General features: G+C 63.8%; 17 protein-coding genes. 10 read left to right on the top strand and 7 right to left on the bottom strand.

What is annotated here, in order from left to right:
- The first annotated feature begins 390 nt into the window (after window positions 1-390).
- Entirely contained in the window at window positions 391-741 is a 351-nt protein-coding gene (locus HY57_RS08435; RefSeq protein ID WP_019467398.1) for a hypothetical protein, read from the top strand.
- Between the two features lie 249 nt (window positions 742-990).
- Entirely contained in the window at window positions 991-1356 is a 366-nt protein-coding gene (locus HY57_RS08440) for a hypothetical protein (protein ID WP_019467399.1), read from the top strand.
- Window positions 1357-1755: 399 nt separating this feature from the next.
- On the opposite strand, the gene HY57_RS08445 is transcribed toward HY57_RS08440, so the two are convergent.
- Window positions 1756-2493: a FadR/GntR family transcriptional regulator gene (locus HY57_RS08445; RefSeq protein ID WP_026034301.1), complete on the bottom strand. Its 738-nt coding sequence runs from the start codon at window positions 2491-2493 to the stop codon at window positions 1756-1758.
- 114 nt (window positions 2494-2607) lie between these two features.
- Here HY57_RS08445 and lhpH point away from each other — a divergent pair, with 114 nt between their 5' ends.
- The 5 genes from lhpH to HY57_RS08470 all read left to right on the top strand — a co-directional run bounded on the left by lhpH (window position 2608) and on the right by HY57_RS08470 (window position 11953).
- Window positions 2608-3615: a trans-3-hydroxy-L-proline dehydratase gene (gene lhpH, locus HY57_RS08450; RefSeq protein WP_019467401.1), complete on the top strand. Its 1008-nt coding sequence runs from the start codon at window positions 2608-2610 to the stop codon at window positions 3613-3615.
- 201 nt (window positions 3616-3816) lie between these two features.
- Window positions 3817-5580 carry a S53 family peptidase gene (locus HY57_RS08455; protein WP_157786212.1) on the top strand — a complete coding sequence of 588 codons (1764 nt, stop codon included), beginning with the start codon at window positions 3817-3819 and terminating at the stop codon, window positions 5578-5580.
- A 314-nt stretch (window positions 5581-5894) separates the two neighbouring features.
- The gene (locus tag HY57_RS08460; protein ID WP_019467403.1) at window positions 5895-7097 is read left to right on the top strand and encodes a glycoside hydrolase family 27 protein; all 1203 of its coding nucleotides are present in this window, start codon (window positions 5895-5897) and stop codon (window positions 7095-7097) included.
- Between the two features lie 185 nt (window positions 7098-7282).
- Complete coding sequence (locus HY57_RS08465; protein WP_019467404.1) at window positions 7283-8353, top strand: glycoside hydrolase family 27 protein; 1071 nt, start codon at window positions 7283-7285, stop codon at window positions 8351-8353.
- A gap of 786 nt (window positions 8354-9139) precedes the next feature.
- Window positions 9140-11953: a TonB-dependent receptor domain-containing protein gene (locus HY57_RS08470; protein ID WP_019467405.1), complete on the top strand. Its 2814-nt coding sequence runs from the start codon at window positions 9140-9142 to the stop codon at window positions 11951-11953.
- Window positions 11954-12075: 122 nt separating this feature from the next.
- Here HY57_RS08470 and serA read toward each other — a convergent pair whose 3' ends face one another.
- Window positions 12076-13308 (bottom strand): phosphoglycerate dehydrogenase, encoded by a 1233-nt coding sequence (gene serA, locus HY57_RS08475; RefSeq protein WP_019467406.1) that lies wholly within the window; start codon window positions 13306-13308, stop codon window positions 12076-12078.
- 123 nt (window positions 13309-13431) lie between these two features.
- On the opposite strand from serA, the gene HY57_RS08480 reads away from it, so the two are divergent.
- From HY57_RS08480 to pip, 3 genes are all read left to right on the top strand, one after another.
- Entirely contained in the window at window positions 13432-14814 is a 1383-nt protein-coding gene (locus HY57_RS08480; RefSeq protein WP_019467407.1) for an FAD-binding oxidoreductase, read from the top strand.
- Window positions 14815-15183: 369 nt separating this feature from the next.
- A complete protein-coding gene (locus tag HY57_RS08485; protein ID WP_019467408.1) occupies window positions 15184-16212 on the top strand; it encodes a YncE family protein in 1029 nt (342 codons plus the stop codon).
- Window positions 16213-16334: 122 nt separating this feature from the next.
- On the top strand, window positions 16335-17291 hold the full coding sequence (pip, locus tag HY57_RS08490) for a prolyl aminopeptidase (RefSeq protein WP_019467409.1): 957 nt from the start codon (window positions 16335-16337) through the stop codon (window positions 17289-17291).
- Between the two features lie 48 nt (window positions 17292-17339).
- Here pip and HY57_RS08495 read toward each other — a convergent pair whose 3' ends face one another.
- From HY57_RS08495 to HY57_RS08515, 5 genes are all read right to left on the bottom strand, one after another.
- Window positions 17340-19130, bottom strand: coding sequence for an EAL domain-containing protein (locus HY57_RS08495; RefSeq protein ID WP_019467410.1), 1791 nt, complete (start codon window positions 19128-19130; stop codon window positions 17340-17342).
- Window positions 19131-19143: 13 nt separating this feature from the next.
- Window positions 19144-20784: a methyl-accepting chemotaxis protein gene (locus HY57_RS08500; RefSeq protein ID WP_019467411.1), complete on the bottom strand. Its 1641-nt coding sequence runs from the start codon at window positions 20782-20784 to the stop codon at window positions 19144-19146.
- A 245-nt stretch (window positions 20785-21029) separates the two neighbouring features.
- Entirely contained in the window at window positions 21030-21671 is a 642-nt protein-coding gene (gene upp, locus HY57_RS08505; RefSeq protein ID WP_019467412.1) for a uracil phosphoribosyltransferase, read from the bottom strand.
- A gap of 32 nt (window positions 21672-21703) precedes the next feature.
- On the bottom strand, window positions 21704-23302 hold the full coding sequence (locus HY57_RS08510; protein WP_019467413.1) for an ATP-binding cassette domain-containing protein: 1599 nt from the start codon (window positions 23300-23302) through the stop codon (window positions 21704-21706).
- Window positions 23303-23626: 324 nt separating this feature from the next.
- Window positions 23627-23980, bottom strand: a complete 354-nt coding sequence (locus HY57_RS08515; RefSeq protein ID WP_019467414.1) for a PsiF family protein — start codon at window positions 23978-23980, stop codon at window positions 23627-23629.
- Window positions 23981-23988 lie beyond the last annotated feature (8 nt).

The following is a 23988-nucleotide window of genomic DNA, read 5'->3' on the forward strand; positions in this document are numbered from 1 at the left end:
GAGGGCGGTTCAAACAGAGTGGCTGCTTGGCGGCAGCTGCACGCTGCCTTACGATAACCTCGACCATACCGGTCATCCGACAGGGGACGATTATGGCAACGCGTACCACGATCCGAACTGGCAAGAACGGTAAGACGAGTATCTCCACTCGAACCAAGACCTCCAACGGCAGCATTACTCGTACGACGAACTCCAAGGGTAAGACGCGCACAACGGTGACCACCCGTTCCGGCAGCACCACCCGGACACGCGTCTACTGAGATTCGCCCAAGCGCAGCCTCGCCCGATCTTGGGCGAGGCACGCGTCGACGCCCCCTGGCGTGAAAGCCGGCCGGGACGAGCTTCATTGCGCGTTCCCGTAAGCATCCGTCATCCTGAGATGATCCGTGCATGAGCCAAGGAATTTTGCGACTTCGACGTGACGGCGGCGAGCCCGAACGCTACGAAGCTCAAATAGATACCTGGGACAATCCCGATGGTGGGGCGTTCTATGAGATCTATTTCAGCGGTGCTGGCGAAGAGGGAATGTTCAGCGGATCCTGCCAGTTGGAAAGGGTCGGAAAGTGGAAGTACGAAGGCATAGGCCGCTGGCGGGATGAAAATTTAGGTGATTTCTACAACAGCTCTGTCAAGGCGGAGCTGAAGCTCGTTGGCAAGCTACTTGTTCTGGAAGGTCACTGGTTTGACCATGACGACCTTCCGGGCCCCTACGATCTTTACATTGAGATCGAAAACCGCTGAGACTCGGAGTCACACGTAATCTAGTGCGATCGGCGCCGAGATCAACTCCGGTCAGGTGCTCTCTCGTCTGACGTGGTCGTGACGCAAACAGGCAGTTTGCCTTGTGTGTATGGCTGAGCGGGATTCTTTAGAACAGAGTGCATCGGTTCGAGACGGGTTGGTCCCGACCGTTCCTGAAATTCCAGCCCGACAACTTCGCGCACCCGCTCTAGTATCGAGTGATCTTCTACTCGCTACTACGAGGTACGCATGGCTGTATATCACTTGATTTCAATCAACGAGGACCAGCTCCGGGACTGGCGCGGTGATCATGATGAGCTTCTCCGCAACGTAGGGTCAGCGGTCGTGCTGGCTTGCTTGGATCCCACGTCGCAGAGCGTGATCATTCGTGACGCCACCTTGGATTCGACGGGCGAGGGCGACGGGGCGTCAATCAGTGTCAGTCATATCGACCAGCATGAGGGTGGCAACTTCGCCGTCTGGGCATGGGCTGCTGGCGATTCGGTATGCGTGGCTGGCCTCGCGGACGAGGAGCTTGAGACGCTGGGTAAGCTCGTGGAGGCTGTTCGGCGGAGTAGGGCCGGTGCCGGTAATGAGGCTGCGGATCATCCTTGACCGCCCAGCCGACTTTCGAGAGGGAATCTGCTACTTTGATCAGCGACACCGGGGTGCTGCACTACCGAGCTTTCACGATTTCTAACCCATTGATTGCTAAGGGTATGAGTCTTTGAGAAATCGGGCAACGCGCAAGCACCCCTAAGCGCTTGATCCTGTGGGCGTCGGTCGTGGGTTCGAATCCCGCCGTCCCGACCAATTCGGCAACAAGACAGGAAAACGGCGCCCTTGGGCGCCGTTTTTTTACCGGTACGGAGCGCGTGCTTGCCGCGGCTCTCTGCGCGCCCTTCCTGCGAACGCCGCCGGGATCTCAATAAAACACGCGACGGTTTGTCGTTCGGGAACAGCTCGCGACGCGGGTACACGCCATATCCCGGTCGATCCGGCATCCAGCCATCCTCAGCGCGGCACCATATCCCGGCCCACCCGCTTGAGGTGCTGATCCACGTACATGGCGGCTGCATCTGCGTCGCCACAGATGATGGCCTCGTAGATCAGGCGATGTTCGGACGCGTAGAGTTGTACCCGCCTGGCCTCGTAAATGCCCTCGTCCTTCAGGCGCTTCCACAGCGGCTGGTCCATGCTGTGGGCGACGACATCGGCGACTTTTTCCAGCAGCGGATCGCCAGTCATGGCGGCAAGGCGGTGATGGAACAGGCGGTCGCTTTCATTCCATAGCGCGCACTGCCCGGGATCGGCGATATCCGTGATGGAATCCATCTGCGCCAGATAATGCTCGGCCAACGCATCGGGCTGTGCCCGTTGCGCTGCGCGCCGGGCGATGGCGGGTTCAAGGATGCGGCGAAGATCCAGCGTGGATGCCGGGCTGAAATCGGGATCCGTATCGGCGGCATGGTTGGCCGTGGCTGCCACCAGCAACTCCATGGCGTCGGTACTCACATAGGTACCGGCATTCCGGCGCGTGATCACCAGGCCCTGGTTCTGCAGCGCACCGATGGCTTCACGGACGGCTGGACGTCCAACCCGGAAGCGGGTGGAGAGTTCACGTTCCGATGGCAGGCGATCTTCCGCGCCGAACTGGCCGTTGCGGATGCCGGTGCGGATGCGCTCGGCCACCTGTTCGTAGATCTGCTTGGGGCGAAAGGTGTCGCCCGCCATGACTCTTGCCTTGGTCATATCGATCCCCGTGGTCCCTTTGGCGATACCCCGTCGTTATGTCCGACAATATGACCAAAAATTGGTAGGATGAATAGCCACTTTGGCCTCCATGTGATCCACCGGGGAGAGGGGATGAAGCCGGGTCAGTTCATCAGTACCGTGGAAGTGCACGCGGCCGGGGAGCCGTTCCGGATCGTGACAGGCGGCTGGCCCAGGCCGCAGGGGCGCACCATCATGGAGCGGCGCGCATGGTTGCTGGCGCACACTGATCACCTGCGCCGGGCGCTGATGCTCGAGCCGCGCGGTCATGCGCAGATGTACGGGGGCTACCTCACCGATCCGGTGAGCGAACATGCCGATTTCGGCATCATCTTCATGCACAACGAGGGCTATAGCGATCACTGTGGCCACGGTGTGATCGCGCTGGCTACGGCGGCCGTTGAACTCGGCTGGATAGAGCGGACGTCGCCGGAAACGCGTGTGGGCATTGATGCGCCTTGCGGATTCATCGAGGCCTTCGTGGCATGGGATGGCGAACACGCCGGCCGGGTGCGTTTCGTCAACGTGCCGTCGTTCATCTGGCTGCGCGATGCCGTGGTCCAGACGCCGACCTTTGGCGACGTGCATGGCGATATCGCCTTCGGCGGCGCGTTCTATTTCTATGTGGCGGGAAAGCCCTTCGGCCTGACGATCCGCGAGGCCGAGGTGGAGCGACTGACCCAGTTTGGCGACGAGGTGAAGCGTGCCGCCAATGCCGCGTACAAGGTCGTGCATCCGCATGTTCCCGACATCAACCATATCTACGGCACCATCATTGACAACGAGCCTCGCCATGCGGGCTCCACGCAGGCCAATTGCTGCGTGTTCGCCGATCGAGAGGTGGATCGGTCACCCACCGGCTCCGGCACGGCGGGGCGCGTGGCGCAGCTGTTCCTGCGGGGTGCGCTGCAGCGGCACGAAACGCTGGTCAATGAATCCATCATCGGCACGATCTTTCACGGGCGTGTGCTGGAGGAGACGCGCGTGGACCACTTCGATGCCGTGATTCCGGAGATTGAAGGCGATGCCTACGTCTGCGGCTTGTGCCACTGGCTGATCGACGAACGCGACCCGCTGGCGCACGGGTTCCTGGTGCGCTGACGGCACCCGCAGCGGGAAGGGCTTGCCCGGCATTTGTGCCGATTTCGTCATCTCTCCATCGAAATTTCGCTCAAGACGCGATGCACGACAACGCCAATACTGGATGAGGTCAGCGCGCAGGGGAGCCGCGTGGCGGTTGCGTTGCACGACGAACGAGCCATCGACCGATGGCTTATCTCATCTCGAATGGGGAGCGTGGACATGTTGCGACCAGCAATGCTGTCGAGGGGAGTGGTGTTGGCGTGTCTGGGGCTGGCTTGCGCCGGCACGGCGGCCGGCGCGATGGCCGCCGGGGGCACGGCTGCCGGTGATGCGGCGGTGGCACCGGCGAATCGCGTGCTTGCCAAAGGCGTGGCGCTACGAGCGGGCGAACAGGCGACCGTGTTGGGCGCGAATGCGCCGATTCGCGTCAACGTTGTGCTGAAGATGCGCCAGACGGCCGAGCTGGAGCAGGTGGCCGGCCTGGTGCGCGCGCATGTGAGGCAGCCGCTGACGGACAGCGAGCTGGCTTCCCGTTACCTGCCGGCTCACGGCGATGCCATGCGCGTCGCCGGCTTCCTGCGTGCGAACGGCTTCAGTCAGGTCTACGTGTCGAAGGACAACATGATCGTCTCGGCGTCGGGCACGGAGGCGAACGTGCAATCGGCGTTCCAGACACGTCTTTACAGCGTGCAGCGGGGCGACAAGGCAGGGGTGGCCAACGTCGATGCCGTTCAGATTCCTTCGTCGCTGAGCGACGTGGTGAGCGCCGTGCACGGCCTGCGCTCGTTCCAGGAGCGCGGCGTATCCGGCGCCAAGGTGGCCACGATGATCAAGGGCCACTCGTACGGGAAGGACAGGGGCGTGCCCGGGACGCAGTCGACCGCCGGCACCGTGGCCTGCCAGGAGTGCGTGCACGCACCGATGGATCTTCCGTCGCTGTATGGCGCCAGCAATCTCGCACCCGCCAGCGGACAAAAAGTGGCGGTGATCGGCGTGGGCGACCAGGGCAACACCACGTACCTCTACCAGACCTGGGCCAGCGCCTATGGTTTCAGCAACATTCCGCTCAACGTGACCTACCCGACCGGTTACACCCCCGGGGACTACGAGGCGCAGACAGAAGCCGTGCTCGACGTCGACGCCGTGGCCACCATGTCCGGCGGCCTCCAGGAAATCGACTTCTACTCCGCGCCGTCAACGAATCTGGATGACGAGCTGGCGGCGGTGACAGCGGCCATCAACGACAACCGGTCGACCATCTCCCTCTCGTTCGCCGCTACCTGCGACGCGGACATCGGGCAGGATCTTCGCGGCAGCTGGGATCAGGAACTGACCGCGGCGGTGGCCAAGGGCATCACGGTATTCGCCATCACCCAGGATGACGGCGGCCACCCGGGTTGCGCGGGCGGTGAAAGCTCGACGGGCTTTCCCGGCAGTTCGCCCTACGTAGTGTCGGTTGGGGCATCCACGGTCTACAACTCGGCAAACTCCTATGCGGCCTATGACCACGAGACCCTGTGGCAGGGCAGCGAGAGTGGGCCGGCCGCGACCGAACCGCGTCCCTACTATCAGGATGGCGTGGCGTCCGTGGTCGGTGCCCGGCGCGGCACGCCGGATTTCGTCATGGACGGTGATCCGAACACGGGGTTGTGGATCATCATCGGCGGCTACGACAGCACTGGCACCTATCAGACGCAGTGGGCCGTCTACGGCGGCACCAGCCTCGCGGCTCCGCTGCTGGCGGGAACCTATGCGCGTCTGTTGCAGAGCGGCATCCAGCCGTACTTCTGGCAGCAGACCTTCTACGACATTGGCGTGGGGCAGGTGAATGCCACTCACGGCGACTGCCTCACCTGCTACCACCTACTGACCGGCGGCTCCAACGGCGCGTACTCGGTGGTGCCTGGCAAGTACAACCAGGCGTCTGGCTGGGGTTCCTGGAACGCCGGTGCGCTTGCCACGGGCATGCAGTACCAGCGGTGATCCGGAACCGGCCTTCTTCTTTCAGGCGGGGCCGCAAGCAATCGTGGCACCGGCGTGATCAGCCGGTGTCGCCTTCAGGGGACCACGAAGTTCGTGTGTTCGCTCGTCATCCCCCGAGAGTTCCTCCCGCTCTCGATCCCTCACGGGGATTCGCGGGGATGACGTGTTTTTTTGCCATCGGGAGGGTGCTGGAAAGACGTCCAGATGGCTGGATGGTTGCCGTCTGGCGCAATCAGCGGGTTAATGGCGGCGGGCTGGCCACACCAGTCCGCCCGATGCTTGGGCAAGCCGGTAGGCTTTTTGGGGAGAAGTGGATGCGTTGGTTCGTCTTGTCAGGTTTCTTGTTGTTGTCGTGGCTGGCGGCTGGCATATCGCCGATACGTGCCGAGGCCGCGCCGCCGGAGCCGCCCCGGCAGCCCAATGGGCTGGCCCTTGTACCTCCCATGGGCTGGAACTCGTGGAATCACTTCGGTTGCGACATCAGCGAAAAGACCATTCGCGCGGCCGCGGACGCCATGGTGCGTACGGGCATGAAACAGGCCGGTTATGCATACGTGGTGATTGACGATTGCTGGCAGGGTGAGCGCGACGGCGAGGGCAACATCACGGCCGATCCTGCGCGCTTTCCTTCCGGTATCAAGGCGCTGGCCGATTACGTCCACGCGCGCGGCCTGAAGTTCGGCATCTATTCCGATGCGGGGTCGAAGACCTGTGCAGGCCGTTCCGGCAGCCGGGGTCATGAGTATCAGGATGCACGGCAATATGCGGCGTGGGGAGTGGATTACCTCAAGTACGACTGGTGCTCCACGTACACGCAGGACGGCAAATCCTCTTACCAGGTGATGAGCGATGCGCTGCGTGCCTCGGGGCGTCCCATCGTGTTCAGCCTGTGCGACTGGGGCACCAACAAACCCTGGTTGTGGGGACAGAACATCGGCAACCTCTGGCGCACCTCGGGCGACATCTACGACGGTTGGGAAAGTCGCGAAGGCCACTACAACGGCATGACCAATATCCTGGACCGGCAAGCCGGGCTGGAAAGCTATGCGGGCCCCGGCCACTGGAATGACCCGGACATGCTCGAGGTAGGCAACGGTGGCATGACCCAGGACGAATACACGGCGCAGTTCAGCCTGTGGTCCGTGCTGGCCGCGCCTCTCATCGCAGGCAACGACCTGGCGAACATGAGCGGGCCGACCCGATCGATCCTCACCAATCGCGAGGTCATCGCAGTTGACCAGGACGAACTCGGCGTACAGGGGCGTCGTGTGTTCAAGGACGGTGACCGGGAGGTCTGGGTCAAGCCGCTCAAGGGCGGTGGGCGTGCGGTGGTGTTGTTCAACCGTGGTGCGAAGGCCAGTCAGATCGCCGTGGATTGGGACATGCTCGGTTATCCGCGCGAGACCTCGATGCAGGTGCGCGATCTCTGGCAACACAAGAACCTGCCGGGCACGAGCGAGCGCTTCGCGACGGAAGTTCCTTCGCACGGTGTCGTGATGGTTCGCATCAGTCGCTGATGCGCAACCTGCCGCGCCTCACAAACGGGCTTGATGGATTTCTGCATGAGGAATGACGGGTGAATCGATTGCGTGTGCTGGTGGCCATATGGTTGGCCTGGATCACGGTTGTGGGGGTGCTTCACGCGGATTCTTCTCCGCCGCGACCACCACGGACCGCCAACGGACTGGCGTTGACGCCGCCCATGGGCTGGAACACGTGGAACCGGTTTGGTTGCACGATCAATGAAACGCTGATCCGCCAGGCGGCCGACGCCATGGTCAGCTCGGGCATGCGCGATGCCGGCTATGTGTACATCGTCATCGACGATTGCTGGCAGGGCGAGCGCGATGCGAAGGGAAATATCCAGCCTGATGCCCAGCGCTTTCCCTCGGGCATGAAGGCGCTGGGTGATTACATTCACGCGCAAGGGCTCAAGTTCGGCATCTATTCCGACGCCGGCAAGCTCACCTGCGGCAAGCGCCCCGGCAGCCTGGGGCACGAGTATCAGGATGCACTCACCTATGCCTCATGGGGTGTCGATTACCTCAAGTACGACTGGTGCTCCACCTATACGCAGGATGCGCGCTCAACCTACGAGACCATGAGCGACGCGTTGCGGGCCACAGGGCGCCCCATCGTATTCAGCATCTGCGAGTGGGGCCTCAACAAGCCCTGGTTGTGGGGAGAGACCATCGGCAACCTCTGGCGCACCACCGACGATATCTACGACCACTGGGAAGGTCGGCATGGGTTCGAACACAGCGTGATGGACATCCTCGACCTCCAGGTCGGCCTGGAAACCTATGCCGGCCCTGGGCACTGGAACGACCCGGACATGCTGGAGGTGGGCAACGGCAAGATGACGCTGGAGGAATACAAATCCCACTTCAGCCTGTGGGCCGTGCTGGCTGCGCCCTTGATGGCAGGCAACGACCTCGCCAACATGAGTGCGGATATCAAGACCATCCTCACCAACGGCGAGGTCATCGCGGTCGACCAGGATCCCCTTGGCATCCAGGCCAGCCGCGTTGCCAAGCATGGCGACTACGAGGTGTGGGCCCGCCCTCTCAAGGGTGGTGGTCGCGCGGTCGTATTGCTCAACCGCAGCGCATCCACCCATGCGGTGACCGTGACGTGGGATGACCTGCACCTGCCTGCCAACTTGCGCCTGAAAGTGCGTGACCTGTGGGCGCACAGGGATCTTCCGGAAGCTAGCGGCCGGTTCTCAGCGGATGTTCCGTCGCATGGCGTGGTGATGCTTCGGATGGAATGAGTTGCCAGGCTTGCATGGCAATGCATGCTTGCCATGGGCGGTTTCGCAACGTGGCACAAGAATGAAACGTGCAGACGAGGGCGGGGCGTTAGTGATAACGCCCCGCCTTTTTTTGCGTGCAGGTGGGAAGGCACATGGAGCGGGCGACGATCACGCGCATGGGCAACGCGCTCATCGGATTCCGGGCGGCTGGCAACCCCCGAAGATCCTCACCCTCGTCATTCCGGCGCAGGCCGGAATCCAGTAGCCGCAGTACACGGCTTTCGCAGCAAGGCCGCACACCTGACGCTATCGCGACCACCAGGCAATCCGTCTACTGGATTCCGGCCTGCGCCGGAATGACGTCGTGCAGGTTTGCTGGCGGATCCTGGCCTTGCGCTTCGTTGGTTCAAAAAAAATTATGCAGTAATCCGCATGCTCAAAATAAAAGGCTGTCTAGACGTCCATCACGCCGAGTAGACAGCATTAGCCACGCACACGTCGCGGCTTTCGGCGTGCATCGGTGAATCGTGACGAGTTCGCGGGGATAGAGCGGATGTTTCCGCTCCACAGCCTGTTGCTTCGCTCCTGAAGAGCTGTGCGCTCGACCGGTACTTCGCCGCGCCGCGCTTATGCCGCTTTCATCAGGCAGCTACCTGTCTGCGATGTCTCAGGCGCCGTGGCGAACCGGCCATGGCTTGCAGTTGGCAAAGCGAAGCATGGCCCATGGGGATGAGGCCTGCGGTCTTCTCTGACAGATGTCTTTGACAGAAACAACGTGTCCACCACGGGATATTGGGGAGAAAAATGAAGTATTCGAAACTCACGGCCGCCATCGTGGCGGCCATGGCGCTCGGCTGTGCGCAAATTCATGCCACGGATGCCGTATCGGGGCCGTCGCCGCAGGATACAAACACTGATTCGTCCAGTGACGCGCCGAAGGCCGACGCCAAGAAGAAGGCCGAGCGACTCGATACGGTGATCGTCAGCGGATCGTTGATCAACAACGCACAGATCCAGACGGCCACGCCGACCTTCACCATCACGGCGAAGGACATCGAGGCGCGTGGCTTCAACAGCGTCGCCGAAGTACTCCAGAACTCCGTGTTCGCCACGGGCACCGTGCCGGGCTCGCAAACGCCCGGCTTCAACCAGGGTTCGCAGACCTTCAGCTTCTACGGGTTGAATCCGGAGTACACGTTGACGCTGCTCGACGGCAAACCGATCACGCAGTTCGGACAGCTCTACGGTGGCGTGAGTGACTTCACCAATATCGGCAATATTCCCCTGAGCATCATCGACCACATCGACATCCTCCCCGGTGGCGGTTCGTCGATCTATGGCTCGCAGGCGATTTCGGGGGTGGTGAACATCATCACCAAGGAGCATATGGATGGTGCCGAAGTCAGCGTGCGCACCGGCAACTACAGCCTTGGCGGCGGCGCGAACCAGCGCATGTCCCTGGCGTTCGGGCACAAGTTCGGCGATCTCGACGTGCTTGGCACGCTGGAGTTCTTCAACCAGTCGCCCGCGTGGTATTACCAGCGCGACCTGACATCGGCGGCGCCGCGTCCCATCATCGTGGCGGCCATGTGGGACTATGGTGTCGGCTACGCCGGGCCGACGACGTTCCAGGCGCCGCCCAATGGTTGCGGCGCCATCAGCAACCTGTTCGGTGGCACAACGGCGCTGGTGAGCCGCACCAATGGGTCCTTCTGCGGCTCGCCGAAAACCTTCAGCTACGGCACGTTCATCAACCAGGATCGCAGCTATAGCGGCACGCTCAAGCTGCGCTACAAGCTAAATGACAACGTGCGCCTCTACGCGGACTTACTGACGAGCTGGCAGCAGCAGAAGTTCACCGCGGGCATCGCCTACAACTGGTGGGGGCCGAACGATCTCCCAGGTGGCGTGATCGAGGATGCCACGACGCAGCATGTGCTCTTTCCCGAGCGCTTCTTTGCGCCCGAAGAAGTGGGCAACAGCAACTACAACGGCCTGGTGCGCCAGAACGACCTGATGTACCAGGGTGATATCGGCGCCAACGGCAAGTTCGGCGAATCGGACTGGAACTGGGATGTGTACTACCTGCGCTCCGGCGAGCGTACGACCGATGTCAGTCCGTTGCATCCGGCCGCAGCCGTGGACAGCTTCTTCGAGTCCATGCTGGGACCGGTCGTCGGGGTGGATCCCAACACCGGCTACAACATGTACCACCCCAATTACGCGGCGTTCTACAAGCCGATTTCCACCGCGCAGTACAACAGCTTCACCACCAACATCAACGCGCTGTACAACACCTGGATCAACAACTTCCGCGGCACCATCAGCAACGACAGCCTGTTCCACCTGCCGGGTGGCGACGCCGGGTTCGCGTGGACGGCCGAAGGCGGCAACCAGGCCTGGTATGCCCCGGTGAACCAGATGGTGGCCGACGGGTTGATCTGGGGTAATACCGGCGTGTCCGGTGGCGGTCAGCGCGATCACTACGCATCGGCGTTCGAATTGAACATGCCGGTGCTGTCGCAGCTCACTGTCGACCTGTCGGGCCGCTACGATCGCTACACCATCTCGGACGGGTCGCCCAACAACAAGTTCACCTACAAGGTGGGCCTGGAATATCGTCCCTTCAGCACGCTGCTGGTGCGTGGCAACTACGCCACCGGTTTCATCGCGCCGGATATGTCGTCGATCTTCCTTGGCCCCTCGGGCCAGTACAACAGCGTGACGGACTACTATCTTTGCGCGACGCAGGGTGGCGGGCAGGACTGTTCCGCCGGCTACACCGAGGGCGTGAAGATCAACGTGCTGCCGAACAAGAAGCTGCAGCCCACCAATTCGTCCAGTTTCAGCTTCGGCACGGTGTGGTCGCCCATCAACAACCTGAGCCTGAGCGCGGACTACCTACACATCTCGATCAACAACGAGATCCAGCTGCAAAGCGCGGACATGCTGATGCGGCAGGAGTCGCAGTGCCGGCTGGGCCAGCTGCCGTCTGATTCGGCCATCTGCCAGAACGCCTATGCGCAGATTACCCGCAGTCCGTACACCGGCCAGGTCACGAATCTGGACCTGTACTACATCAACATCGCCAATGAGGTCACCGACTCGGTGACGGCGCAGGCGAAGTATGTGTTCAACCCTTCGCGCATCGGCACGTTTGCGGTGCAGGTTGACTACAACGATATGCTTAAGCATTCCTACCAGGAGTATCCGGGTACGACGCCGATCAACCAGCTCACCAACCCCCTGTGGAGCACGGAGTTCAAGGACATCACGACGGCGTCGCTGAGCTGGTCGTGGCACGACACATGGCGCAGCACGCTGTACATGCATCGCTACAGTCCGACGCCAAATTACTACGCATTCACCTACGGACCGGACTACCCGGGTGCGGGCACCTTGCCGCCATGGTTCATCTACAACCTGAGCGTGGGTTACTCGCCGACCAAGGACCTGGACTTCTCTGTGATGGTGAACAACCTGTTCAACACCTTGCCACCGCAGGATCCCGGCTACCGCAAGAGCCGCACCTTTCCTTACTTCAACAACTACAACTACAACATCTACGGGCGCCAGATCATGTTGCAGGCCACCTATCGCTTCGGCGGCAGTCACTGACGCTCTCGGTATTTCCTCCGCGTCACTTTTGCGGAGGGCATGAAAAAGGCCAGCACGTGACGTGCTGGCCTTTTTCGATTCGGTGCCATGGAACGCCGGGACACCCCGGCGGACCTGGCCTCTCAGTACAGCACGCGGCTGCGCAGCGTTCCCGGAATGGCGGCGAGCTGGTCCTTGAGTGCGGCGGATTGTTTCTCGTCGGCAGCCACGTCGATCACCACGTAACCCACCTCGCTGTCGGTCTGCAGAAACTGGGCGTCAATGTTGATGTTACCGGCGGAGAACAGCTCGTTGATGCGCGAGAGCACGCCCGGCACGTTGCGGTGGATGTGCAGCAGGCGGCGGCTGCGGGGGTGCTCCGGCAGCGAAACCTCGGGGAAATTCACCGCCGAGAGGGTAGAGCCATTGTCGCTGTAGCGAACCAGCTTGGCCGCCACTTCGATGCCGATGTTGTCCTGCGCCTCCAGCGTGCTGCCACCGATGTGCGGGGTGAGGATGACGTTGTCCATGCCCACCAGCGGCGATACGAAGGGATCGTCGTTGCCCTTCGGCTCCGCCGGGAATACATCCACGGCCGCGCCGGCCAGGTGCTCCGAGCGCAGCGCCGCGGCCAGCGCGTCGATATCCACCACCGTGCCGCGCGAAGCATTGATCAGCACCGAGCCCTTGCGCATGTGCGACAGCTCGCGCGTGCCGATCATCAGCCGGGTCGACGGCGTCTCGGGGACATGCAGGGTCACCACGTCGGCGCGTTCCAGCAGGTCCTCCAGGCTGTCCGCCGCACGGGCGTTGCCCAGCGACAGCTTGGACTCGATGTCATAGAAGATCACGCGCATGCCCAGGCTCTCGGCCAGTACGCCGACCTGGGTGCCGATGTGGCCATAGCCGACGATGCCGAGCACCTTGTCGCGGACCTCGAAGCTGCCTGCCGCCGACTTGGTCCAGCCGCCGCGATGACACAGCGCGTTCTTCTGGGGAATGCCGCGGAGCAACATAATAGTTTCAGCGATAACCAATTCCGCCACGCTGCGCGTATTGGAGTAGGGGGCGTTGAAGACCGGAATGCCGAGCCGCTGGGCGCTGGCCAGGTCCACCTGGTTGGTGCCGATGCAGAAGCAGCCCACGGCAATCAGACGTTTAGCCTGCTGAAGCACCTCGTCCGTCAGGTGGGTGCGGGAGCGGATGCCGACGATGTGCGCCTCGGCGATGCGGGCCTTCAAATCCGCTTCCGGCAAGGCTTTTTCGTGGTATTCGATCTGGCTGTAGCCAGCGCGGTGGAAGCTTTCGACGGCACTGCGGCTGACGCCTTCCAGCAGGAGCACCTTGATGTCTTGTTTCGGGAACGAGGTCTTCATGGGCCATGGCGCGGTGGATGACCCCCTCACTATGCCAGACCTTGAAGCGCTTTTGCGGCATCGCAACACTGGACGATGCAAGGCGGCGCTGGCAGGCTTGGCGGACGCCTATGGGAATGCCTCATGACTGACGCTCGACTGGCCGGGCTCGCCGCCCGCCTGCCCAATCTCCGGCTGCTGACCGACCCGGCCGACCTGGAACACTACGGTCGCGACTGGACGCGGCGATGGACACCCGCGCCGCTCGCCATCGCCTTGCCTGGCGAACTTGCCGAGGTGCAGGGCATCGTGCGGTGGGCCAATGAGCACGGCGTGGCCCTGGTTCCGTCGGGCGGCCGTACCGGCCTTTCCGGTGGCGCGGTGGCGGCCACCGGCGAACTGGTGCTGAGCCTGGAGCGCATGAACCGCGTGCTCGGCTTCGATGCCGTGGATCGCACGCTTACCGTGCAGGCAGGCATGACACTGCATGCCGTGCATGAGGCAGCGAAAGAGCACGCGCTGATCTATCCGGTGGATTTCGCCGCACGCGGTTCCTGCTCGATTGGCGGCAACATCGCCACCAATGCAGGTGGCATTCGTGTGATCCGCTATGGCAACACGCGTGAGTGGATTGCCGGCCTCACCGTCGTCGCCGGCAATGGCGAACTGCTGCGGCTCAATCGTGGACTGATCAAGAACTCCAGCGGCTATGACCTGCGCCAGTTGATGATCGGTTCGGAAGGCACGCTCGGTGTCGTGGTGGAAGCTACGTTGCGCCTTACCGACCCGCCGCCGCCGTCGCAGGTGATGCTGCTGGCGTTGCCGGGCATGGACGCGCTGATGGAGGTATTTGCGCTGTTCCGTTCGCGGCTCACCCTGCAGGCCTTCGAATTCTTTACCGATGCGGCCCTGCGTCATGTACTGGCGCACGGCGCGCAGCGAGCCATCGATGGCGAGCATCCGTACTACGTGGTGACTGAGTTCGATGCCGACGAGGCATCGCAGGACGCCGTGCTGGCGGCTTTTGAACAGGGCGTGGAGCGCGGCTGGATCAACGATGGCGTGATCGCGCAGAGCGAAGCGCAGGCGGCGGCGCTGTGGCGTCTGCGCGAGGGCATTACCGAAAGCCTGGCGCCGCATAAACCGTACAAGAACGATATCTCGCTGCGCATCAGTGCGCTGCCGTTGTTCCTGCAGGAGATCCAGGCGCTGCTTGGCCGCGAGTATCCACACTTCGACGTGGTGTGGTTTGGACATATCGGCGACGGCAACCTGCATATCAACGTATTGCGGCCGGAGAACCTCTCCGAGGGGGACTTCATCAAGCAATGCGAGCAGGTGACGAAGTTGCTTGCCGATACGTTGCAACGCCACGGGGGAAGCATTTCCGCCGAGCATGGCATCGGGTTGGTGAAGCGTGCCTACCTGGGCAGTACGCGCAGTGAGGCGGAGATTGCCCTGATGCGCGGGGTGAAGCAGGCCTTCGACCCGAAGGGTTTGCTGAACCCGGGGAAGTTGTTCGTTTGATTGGATAGCACCCGGTGGCTCAAGACCTCGACGAAAGTCAGTCGCTTCCTCACCGTCATTCCCGCGAAAGCGGGAGGCGTCCTTCAACAGCCGAAGGGCTGGTCATCCAGTGCCTTTTAATCAAAAGAGCGAAAAGTCGCTGGATTCCCGCTTTCGCGGGAATGACGGTGAGGGAGAGTGGACGGTGAGGGGGGAGTGGACGGTGAGGGCGAGTGGGCTGTGAGGGGGAACAGATGGTGAAGGGCCTTGGGGGGGGAGGGGCGATGAGGGGCGGAGGCGATGAAAGCAAATGGGTCTGAACCAACCTAAGCAAGGCCTAAGTCATCCAGCGCATGCTCTGGGGACCGAGCCACCCAAAGGTCACCCCTCATGCAACGACCCATTCGCAATATCCTTGCTCTTGCGCTGTTCGCCGCCTGCTCTTCGCATGCCTTGGCCGCCCCGCAGGCAGCCCCGCTCCAGGTGATTTCGCGCCTGCCGCTGGGCGGAACGGGCGGCTGGGACTACCTCAGTTTTGACGAGCAGCACCGCCACCTGTTCGTGACGCGCGGCGACCGCGTGGAAGTGGTGGACGTGGACCAGAACAAGCGCATCGGCACCATCCCGGGTACGCAAGGCGTGCATGGCGTGGCACTGGATCCGGCTTCGCATCGCGGCTACACCAGCAACGGCCAGTCGGCCTCCGTGACGGTGTTCGACCTCAACACGCTCGCCGTGGTCACCACCATCAAGGGCACGGGCGACAAGCCCGATGCGATCGCCTACGACCCCGCGTCGAAGCATGTCTTCACCTTCAACGGCAAGGGCAAGTCCTTCAGCGTGATCGATCCGGCGAACAACAACGTGATCACGACGGTGCCGCTGTCGGGCAAGCCGGAATTCGCCGTGACGGACGACGCGGGCCATATCTTCGTGAACAACGAAGACACCGCCGAACTGATGAAGATCGACACCGCGACGAACAAGGTGGCCGGCACCTGGAAGCTTGGCACCTGCGAGTCGCCGTCCGGCCTGGCTATCGATCGCAAGCATCACCGGCTCTTCTCGGTCTGCGACAACAAGCAGATGGTGGTGAGCGACGCGGAGGCCGGCAAGGTGGTCGCCAGCGTCGCCATCGGCGAAGGCCCGGATGCGGTGGCGTTCGACGAGGCCACGGGCATGGCGTACAGCTCCAACGGCGAGAGCGGCAACATCACCGCCGTGCATCAGGACGACGCGGACCACTACAGCGTGACCGCCACCATCACCACCCAGCCGAGTGCCCGCACGCTGGCGCTCGATCCCAAGCTGCACCGCCTGTACCTGTCGGCCGCCACGCTGGCGGGGCCTGCACAGGAAGGCCACCATCCGGCCATCAAGCCGGACAGCTTTACCGTGCTGACGGTGGGCGCGCCGTAAGGCGCCAGCGGTGCTCCGGCGGCGGGGTGGGGCGCGTCCCCATCCGCCGCCGGATGGCTCGGGCATAGGGGGATGGCGTGTTAGCCTAATCAGCCGTCCCCATTCGCTTCAGGAGCCCCAGCATGTCGCAGGAACATCGCACCCTGTACCCCGAGATCGAGCCGTACGATACCGGCATGCTCAAGGTGTCGGACCTGCACACGCTGTACTACGAGCAGAGCGGCAACCCGAACGGCAAGCCGGTGGTGTTCCTGCACGGCGGCCCCGGCGGCGGCACCAACCCGAAATGCCGTCGCTTCTTCGACCCGGCGGTCTACCGCATCGTGTTGTTCGACCAGCGCGGTTGCGGCAAGTCCACCCCGCACGCGGAGTTGCATGACAACACCACGTGGCATCTGGTCAACGACATCGAGCGTATCCGCAAGCACCTGGGCATCGACCGCTGGCAGGTCTTCGGCGGCTCGTGGGGCTCCACCCTGGCGCTGGCCTATGCGGAAACGCATCCAGAGCAGGTGACCGAACTGGTGCTGCGCGGCATCTTCATGCTGCGCCGCTGGGAGCTGGAATGGTTCTACCAGAAGGGTTGCGACGCGCTGTACCCGGATGCGTGGGAAACCTACCTGCACGCCATTCCGGAAGCCGAGCGCGGCGACCTGATGAGCGCCTACTACCGTCGCCTCACCAGCACGGATCCGGTGGTGCGCGTGGAAGCGGCCCGTGCGTGGTCGGTGTGGGAAGGCGCCACCAGCTACCTGTACCAGGACGAGGCGCATATCCAGTCCAGCGGCGAGGACGAATTCGCGCTGGCCTTCGCCCGCATCGAATGCCACTACTTCGTTCACGGCGGCTTCTTCGAGCATGACGACCAGCTGCTGCGCAACGTGGGTCGCATCCGCCATATCCCCACCGTGATCGTGCAGGGCCGCTACGACGTGGTGTGCCCGATGCGCAGCGCGTGGGACTTGCACCGCGCCTGGCCGGAAGCGGACCTGCGCATCGTGCAGGACGCAGGCCACTCGGCGTTCGAGCCGGGCAACATTTCCGAGCTGGTCAAGGCGACGGACCGCTTCCGCGGCTGATCCATCCCGCTTTGCCTGAAAACCCTGGCCGGCGACGGCCGGGGTTTTTCATGTCGCGGTGGCGAGCTTCGGGAACACGTGCAGACCCACGTGCACGCGCTTGGCATGGCGCTTGGCGCGTGCGGCGAGCATGGCGATGGACTGCGCGCGCTGCGGCAGCGGCGGCTGCAGTTCGACCGCACCCATCACCACCGTGGTGCAGGGAAAGAACTGCGGATCGCCCCGGCGATCTTTGCCGCGCAGTCCGCCGTTGACCAGGTCGGCCGCGTCGAACAATTGCGGCGAGCGCGAGTTGAAGGCGTCGATCACACACTGGCAGCGCGCCTCCCAGTCGTCGCTCTGAAACAGCACCACGAAATCGTCGCCGCCAATGTGGCCCACGAAATCCAGCGACGGGTCGACGTGTTCGCTCAGCAGGCCGGACAGCAGGCGAATCATCTCGTCGCCGCGCGAATAGCCATAGTGATCGTTGAACGGCTTGAAGTCGGTAAGGTCCACATGCACGACGGTGAAGCACTCGCCGCCGTCGATCAAGCGTTCCAGGTGCTCGGTGGTGGGGATGTTGCCGGGCAGGAAGGTCAGCGGGTTGGCGTGCCGTGCGGCCTCGATGCGCAACTCGCTCACGCGGCGCACCAGTGCTTCGCCGGTGCCCAGGCCCAGGTAGTGGCCTTGGCGGGTGACGATGAAGCCGTCGGCCAGGTAGCGCTGGTCCTCGCCGCGCAGCACGTCGGCCAGGCTCTCCAGGCTGCGGTTTTCATCGCAGACCAGCGGCGCGCTGTTCATCAGGGCGGTACACGACTTGCGCGCGAGCAGCTCGCGCGCAAAAGGTTGCGCCATGCGTTCGTTGACCAGGCGGCGGTTGATCAGCCCGATGGGATGACCATCCTTCACCACGGCCACCGCGTGCAGTTCCGGATGCTCCATGAACAGCGCCATGACTTCGTCATTGGTCTGGCGAGGCTGCACGGAAGGCGCCTCCATCAGCAGATGGCTGACCTGGGTCGGACGCTGCGTGACGGGACCGCGCGGCCGCGGCAAAACCGGCACCGCGGCCGTGCGCAACACCTGCCTGACCTCGGTGCTGACTTCGCGCACGGCGCATTCGGCCGGGCGGCCGAGCAGGAAACCCTGCGCGTAGGGAATGCCCAGGTCGCGCAGCACGCGCAGGTCGGCTGGATCTTCCACGCCTTCGCCGACCAGGTCGGTGCCCAGCGATTCCGCCACCTGGCAGAGCGAGCGCACGATGGCCAGCCGCCCCGCACTGCGCGACAGGCCGTTGATGAGGTAACGGTCGATCTTCACCACGTCGGGGTGGATCTCGTTCCACATTTCGAAGTTGGAGTGGCCGTTGCCGAAATCGTCTAGCGCGATGCGCATGCCGTGCGCGCGCAGGTAGCCCAGCGCGTGGGCGAGACGGGAAGGGCTCTCCACCACGTCACGCTCGGTGACCTCGATGGTGACGCGCGCGGGATCGAGCCCGGAATTGGATAGCGCCGCGAGAACGTCGTCAGGGCGTAGCGAGTCGTGCAGGATCGCTTGCGCGCTAAGGTTCACCAGCAGTCGCCCGGGCGCGGCCTGTGTTTCGAACGCGGCGCTGAGCGTGCGTGCGGCATGCAGTTCCAGCTCGGCCAGCCGTCCTTCCATCCGGGCCATGTCCAGCAGATCCAGGATGGAAATATTCCCAGGCATGAAGGCGCAACGACTGAGGCCTTCGTGCGCCACGACGTCGAGCGTGTCGACGCGCACCACTGGCTGGAAGACCGGTCGAAGGCTTCCTGCGATCAAGGCGCGCTCGAGCATGGCGTGCGGCGTGTAGTGGAAGGCGAGGCTGGCTGGCATGCCCGGGTCGATGTCAGGCCGCTACGGCCCGAACAGGAGGCGTCACTGCGGATGGGGGACGCGCATCCTGCGGCGACCCATGGCGGCCTTCCTTTTCGGGAAGGCGGAAGAAGGCGACTTGCCGCATCAGCGTATCGGCATCGGCGGCAAGGGCGCGGCCAGTATGGTTGATGTCTTCCACCAGGTCGGCGTTCGCCTGGGTGATGCCGTCCATCTCCATCACGGCGCGGTTGATCTGGGTGATGCCGCTGACCTGGGACTGGCTGGCGCGGGAAATCTGCGTGACGCGCTCGGACACGCTGCCCATGCCGAGCACGATGCCATCCAGTGCGTCGCCGGAGCGGGCCACGCGTTCGCGCGCGGCGTCGACCGCTTCGCCACTGCGTTCCACCAGGCGGCGGATGTCCTTGCCCGCATCGACGCAGCGACGCGCGAGCTGGCGTACTTCGGTTGCCACCACGGCGAAGCCGCGGCCGCGCTCGCCGGCCTGGGCGGCTTCGATGGCCGCGTTGAGCGAGAGCAGGTTGGTCTGGAAGGCGATGCTGTCGACCAGGTCGACGATCTCCGAGATATCGCGGCTGGCCTTTTCGATGGCGAGCATGGCGTCGATGGCTTCGCTGGCGACGTGGCGCCCGTGTTCGGCATGCGACAGCGCATCGCGTGCCGCCGTGGCCGCGCCGTCGGCGTGGCTGGCGCCTTGCGTGGCGGTGTCGGCCATCTGTGCCATCGAGGCGGCGGTTTCTTCCAGGCTGGCGGCCTGCGCCTGCGTGCGCTCGCTGAGCGCATCGTTGTCCTGCGCGAGGCGGCGGGCGCGATCGCCCACCGACGCGGCGCCCGCACGGACTTGGGTGAGCACCCGGGTGAGCTGCTCATCCATCGAGGCCAGGGCACGCAACAGCTTGCCCAGTTCGTCGTTCGCGCCGGTTTCCACGGCTTCGCCCAGGGTGCCGGCGGCGATGCGTTCGGCCACCTGCGTGGCACGGGCCAGGCGCTGCATCAGCGAGCGCATCAGCGCGCCATCCATCACGATAGTGACGATCAACGCCACGCTCAGCAGGACGAGCAGCAGGATCATGCCGTCGCGGTCCGCCGCATGCTGACTCTGCACCTGCTGGTTGCCCTTGGCCAGCGCCGCCTGGAACAGGTTGGCGAAGTCGCTCTGCAGCGGCTCGTACGCGGGCTGCACTTCGGTGGTGAGCTTGAGGCCGGCGATGTCGAACTGGCCCGCATCGAGCAGGGTCAGCGTCTCGTCGATGATGCGGTCGGCGTCCGCGCGGTGCGTGGTGGTGAGCTTCAGCGTCTGCGCCTGTTCGCTGGCGAGGTCGCTGCCCAGCAGGGCTTTCCAGTGGCGTTCGGCGTCGACGCGGTCGGCATGGATGCGCGTGTGTGCGTCCTCCACGGCCGAGGGCAGCTGGGACATCACCGCGTGCACCAGCACCTGCAGGGTGCTGTTGTAGTCGTTCTGCACGCGGCCAAGATCCGCCACCGGGCTGAGCGAGCCTTCGACCAGTCCCTGGATGCGCGTGTCCGCGCGGCGCAACTGCACCACGCCGGCCACGCAGGTGATGGCCAGCAGCGCGAGGATGGCCAGCAGGCGCAGCAGCAGGCGCTGACGCAGCGTCAGTCCGGTGATCCGCTTGGAGAGCTTGAACATGGGGGAATCCGGGGTGAGGGTACTGCAAGAGCTGTCGGCCCACCGCACGGGAACTTTAGCCGGAAAATCAATAAAAACAGTTTTAATTCAAATTGTTACATATGCATCGTGAGGGCGAGGCAATGCAGAAAAGATCGCACGGGAAGATGTCGTCTCCGTGACTTTTGTGCTGCACTTCTCATTCCTTCGGGGAACAAAAAAGCCCCGCCGGTGACGGCGGGGCTTTTCGCTGATCGGGGCGGCGCTCAGCTGGCCGGCAGTTGCTTGGTGCCGAAGATCTTGTCGCCGGCATCGCCGAGGCCAGGCAGGATGTAACCGTGCTCGTTGAGGCGCTCGTCGATGGACGCGGTGTAGATTTCCACGTCCGGATGCGCCGCTTCGATGCGCTGGAGACCCTCCGGCGCAGCGACCAGGAACAGGCCCTTGATGCGCTTGCAGCCGGCGGCCTTGAGCATGTCCACGGTGGCGACCAGCGTGCCAGCGGTGGCGAGCATGGGATCGACGATGATCGCGATGCGCTCGTCCATGCGGCCGGTGAGCTTCTCGTAGTAGGCGATGGGCTTGAGCGTTTCCTCGTCACGCTGCAGGCCGACCACGCTCACCTTGGCCGCGGGGATCATGTCGAGCACGCCCGGCAACATGCCGAGCCCTGCGCGCAGGACCGGCACGATGGTGACCTTCTTGCCCTTGATCTGGTGCACGGTCAGCGGCCCGGCCCAGCCTTCGATGCACTGCTCGACGGTTTGCAGATCCTTGGTGGCCTCGTAGGTGAGCAGCGAGGCGACTTCGGAAGCGAGTTCACGGAACTCCTTGGTGCTGATGCCAGCGCGGCGCATCAGGCCGAGCTTGTGCTGGATCAGGGGGTGGCGGACCTCGACGATCTTCATGGGGAGAACCTGTCTGCTGGGTCGCGCGATTGTCACCCACCCCGCGTGACCGGGGCGAGTGGTTTGTGCAGGTGAAGCTCCTTGTCGATGCGGGCCTGCGCGACAAGGTCCGGATCATGGCTGACCAGCACCAGCGTGCCGCGGTAAGTGGCAAGCGCCTGCTCCAGCAACTGGCGGCTGTCGAGGTCGAGATGGCTGTCGGGCTCATCGAGCAGCAGCAGATCATAGGGTTCGATAGCGCTGTCCAGCGCGAGCAGGGCCAGCTTCACGCGTTCGCCGCCGCTCAGCAGGCCCGCGGGAAGGTCGGCGCGTTCGCCGCGCAGGCCGATGCCGGCGAGGTATTCGCGATAGCGGGTGGGCGTGTGCCCGGGTGAAAGCAGGCGCAGGTTTTCCAGTGCGCTGTGGCTGTCGCGCAACAGGCGATAGTGCTGGTCGATCATCAATCGCCGTTCGCCGCATCGGATGTACCCCGCGCGCAACGGCAGGTCGCCGATGATGGCAGCGAGCAGGCTTGATTTGCCGCTGCCGTTGTCGCCGCCCAGGTAAAGCCGTTCGCCGGGAGCAAGATGAAGGTCGATCGGTTGGTCGTGTCCATGCGGCGGTATCGCGCCATCGAGCCGCAACGCGGCGTGGGTCGCCGGCTGATGGCCGAGGTCGAAGCGTTGCGCGCGGTGCAGGTCAGCGCGTTCGCGCGCCCGCTGGAGCTGCACGCGTTGCCGTGCCTGTTGCGCCCGCTGCGCGGTGAGCAGACGCGCCCCGGTGTCTTCCGAGCGCTGCTTCTGGCGATCCAGCAGGATGGTGGGCAGATTGGCATGCGCACGCTCGCGTTGGGCCTTCTGCTGACGCTGCGCGAGACGTTGCCGGTCTTCCTGCTGTCGCCGGTCCAGTGCCTTCTGTTCGCGGCGCGCCTGATCCAGCTGGCGCTCCGCCGCTTGCTTTTCGGCATCGCGATGTATGGCGTAGCTTGCATAGTTGCCGCCATGGCGGCGCAGGCCGAGGGGCGACAACTCGTCGATGCTTTCGACGTCGGCGAGCAGCTGGCGATCGTGGCTGACCAGCAGGTAGCCGCCCGGGTGCGCGGCGAGGCGCGCGCGCAGCCATTGCCGGCCGTGGCGGTCGAGAGGATTGCCGGGCTCATCCAGGATCAGGAAGTGATGCGCTTGCGCGAACATCGGCAGCAATCGCAGGCGCACGCGTTCGCCGCCACTGAGGCTCTCCCACGTGCGTTCAAGGTCATGGGGTAACCCGGCGTCGTCGAGCCAGCGACGGGCCCGCTCCTGCACGTTCCAGTCATCGGCGAGCATGTGGAAATCCGCAGGATCCACGCTGCCGGCCTCGATGCGCCGCAAGGCACCCAGCTTGCGATCGATGCCGAGCGCTGCCGCGATGGAACCACCGAAGGATGACCATCGTTGCGGCAGGTAGGCGATATCCACATGACGGCTCACGCTGCCGTGGGTGGGCTCGAGCTGGCCGGCGAGCACGCGGGCCAGCAGCGATTTGCCGCTGCCGTTGCGCCCGACCAGGGCGTGCCGGGCAATGGCAAAAGAAGCGTCGAGATCGCTGAAGACAGGATCGCGACCGGCCGGCGCATAGCCGAGTTGTCGCGCGATGATGGCTGGGACTGTCATAAACCCTCCGGAAGGGGAGTGGCATACGACAGGGGGTCTGGCGCGATACGCGCCGGGGATGTCGACCGCCCTGTCACTCGTGACCGTGCATGACGCGCCCTGGCAGGCGGCGGTCAGTCGGCAGTCGAGTGGCTCAGAGGCGCATGTCGGCGGTGAATCCCTGGGAGAAGGTGAGGGCGGAGGATAGCAGGGCTGGCTTAAGCGTCACTATCAAAACTACTGCGTGGTCGTCACGCGGGCGCTCGCTACGTTTGGTTAGCGACTCTGAGCGCCCATAAAAAAAGGGCGCCGGCGATCACCGGCGCCCTTGTCGCTGACACGCGATCAGTGCGCGGCCGGGGCGGCATCGCCCTTGAGGCAGGTGCTCATGAACGTCTTGCGGGCATCACCCTTGAGCGCCTTGGCCTGCGGATCGGCGTTACAGGCTTTCATCTTTTCCTGCTGCGTCTGCTTGGCCGGCGCGGCGGCCGGGCTTTCGCCCTTGAGGCAGCTGCTCATGAAGGCCTTGCGCTCGTCACCGCTCTTGCCCGTCGCCTGCTTGTTGCAGTCGGTCATGCGCTGCTGCTGCGCGTTCTTGGCGGGTGCGCTGGTGCTCGCGGCCTGCGGCGCGGCAAAAGCGGTGGAAGCGGCAAAGGCCAGCGCGACGCTGGCAACCATCAGGCTCAAACGCGAAGACATGCGGGTAC

Origin of the sequence: Dyella japonica A8 (genome assembly GCF_000725385.1) — a bacterium.
In the GTDB taxonomy this organism is placed as follows: Bacteria; Pseudomonadota; Gammaproteobacteria; order Xanthomonadales; family Rhodanobacteraceae; genus Dyella; species Dyella japonica_C.

Excerpts from the sequence above, each read along its gene's own strand:
- HY57_RS08435 (WP_019467398.1), top strand. The coding sequence starts at position 391 with ATGAGCCAAGGAATTTTGCGACTTCGACGTGACGGCGGCGAGCCCGAA.
- HY57_RS08440 (WP_019467399.1), top strand. The coding sequence starts at position 991 with ATGGCTGTATATCACTTGATTTCAATCAACGAGGACCAGCTCCGGGAC.
- HY57_RS08445 (WP_026034301.1), bottom strand. The coding sequence starts at position 2,493 with ATGACCAAGGCAAGAGTCATGGCGGGCGACACCTTTCGCCCCAAGCAG.
- lhpH (WP_019467401.1), top strand. The coding sequence starts at position 2,608 with ATGAAGCCGGGTCAGTTCATCAGTACCGTGGAAGTGCACGCGGCCGGG.
- HY57_RS08455 (WP_157786212.1), top strand. The coding sequence starts at position 3,817 with ATGTTGCGACCAGCAATGCTGTCGAGGGGAGTGGTGTTGGCGTGTCTG.
- HY57_RS08460 (WP_019467403.1), top strand. The coding sequence starts at position 5,895 with ATGCGTTGGTTCGTCTTGTCAGGTTTCTTGTTGTTGTCGTGGCTGGCG.
- HY57_RS08465 (WP_019467404.1), top strand. The coding sequence starts at position 7,283 with ATGGGCTGGAACACGTGGAACCGGTTTGGTTGCACGATCAATGAAACG.
- HY57_RS08470 (WP_019467405.1), top strand. The coding sequence starts at position 9,140 with ATGAAGTATTCGAAACTCACGGCCGCCATCGTGGCGGCCATGGCGCTC.
- serA (WP_019467406.1), bottom strand. The coding sequence starts at position 13,308 with ATGAAGACCTCGTTCCCGAAACAAGACATCAAGGTGCTCCTGCTGGAA.
- HY57_RS08480 (WP_019467407.1), top strand. The coding sequence starts at position 13,432 with ATGACTGACGCTCGACTGGCCGGGCTCGCCGCCCGCCTGCCCAATCTC.
- HY57_RS08485 (WP_019467408.1), top strand. The coding sequence starts at position 15,184 with ATGCAACGACCCATTCGCAATATCCTTGCTCTTGCGCTGTTCGCCGCC.
- pip (WP_019467409.1), top strand. The coding sequence starts at position 16,335 with ATGTCGCAGGAACATCGCACCCTGTACCCCGAGATCGAGCCGTACGAT.
- HY57_RS08495 (WP_019467410.1), bottom strand. The coding sequence starts at position 19,130 with ATGCCAGCCAGCCTCGCCTTCCACTACACGCCGCACGCCATGCTCGAG.
- HY57_RS08500 (WP_019467411.1), bottom strand. The coding sequence starts at position 20,784 with ATGTTCAAGCTCTCCAAGCGGATCACCGGACTGACGCTGCGTCAGCGC.
- upp (WP_019467412.1), bottom strand. The coding sequence starts at position 21,671 with ATGAAGATCGTCGAGGTCCGCCACCCCCTGATCCAGCACAAGCTCGGC.
- HY57_RS08510 (WP_019467413.1), bottom strand. The coding sequence starts at position 23,302 with ATGACAGTCCCAGCCATCATCGCGCGACAACTCGGCTATGCGCCGGCC.
- HY57_RS08515 (WP_019467414.1), bottom strand. The coding sequence starts at position 23,980 with ATGTCTTCGCGTTTGAGCCTGATGGTTGCCAGCGTCGCGCTGGCCTTT.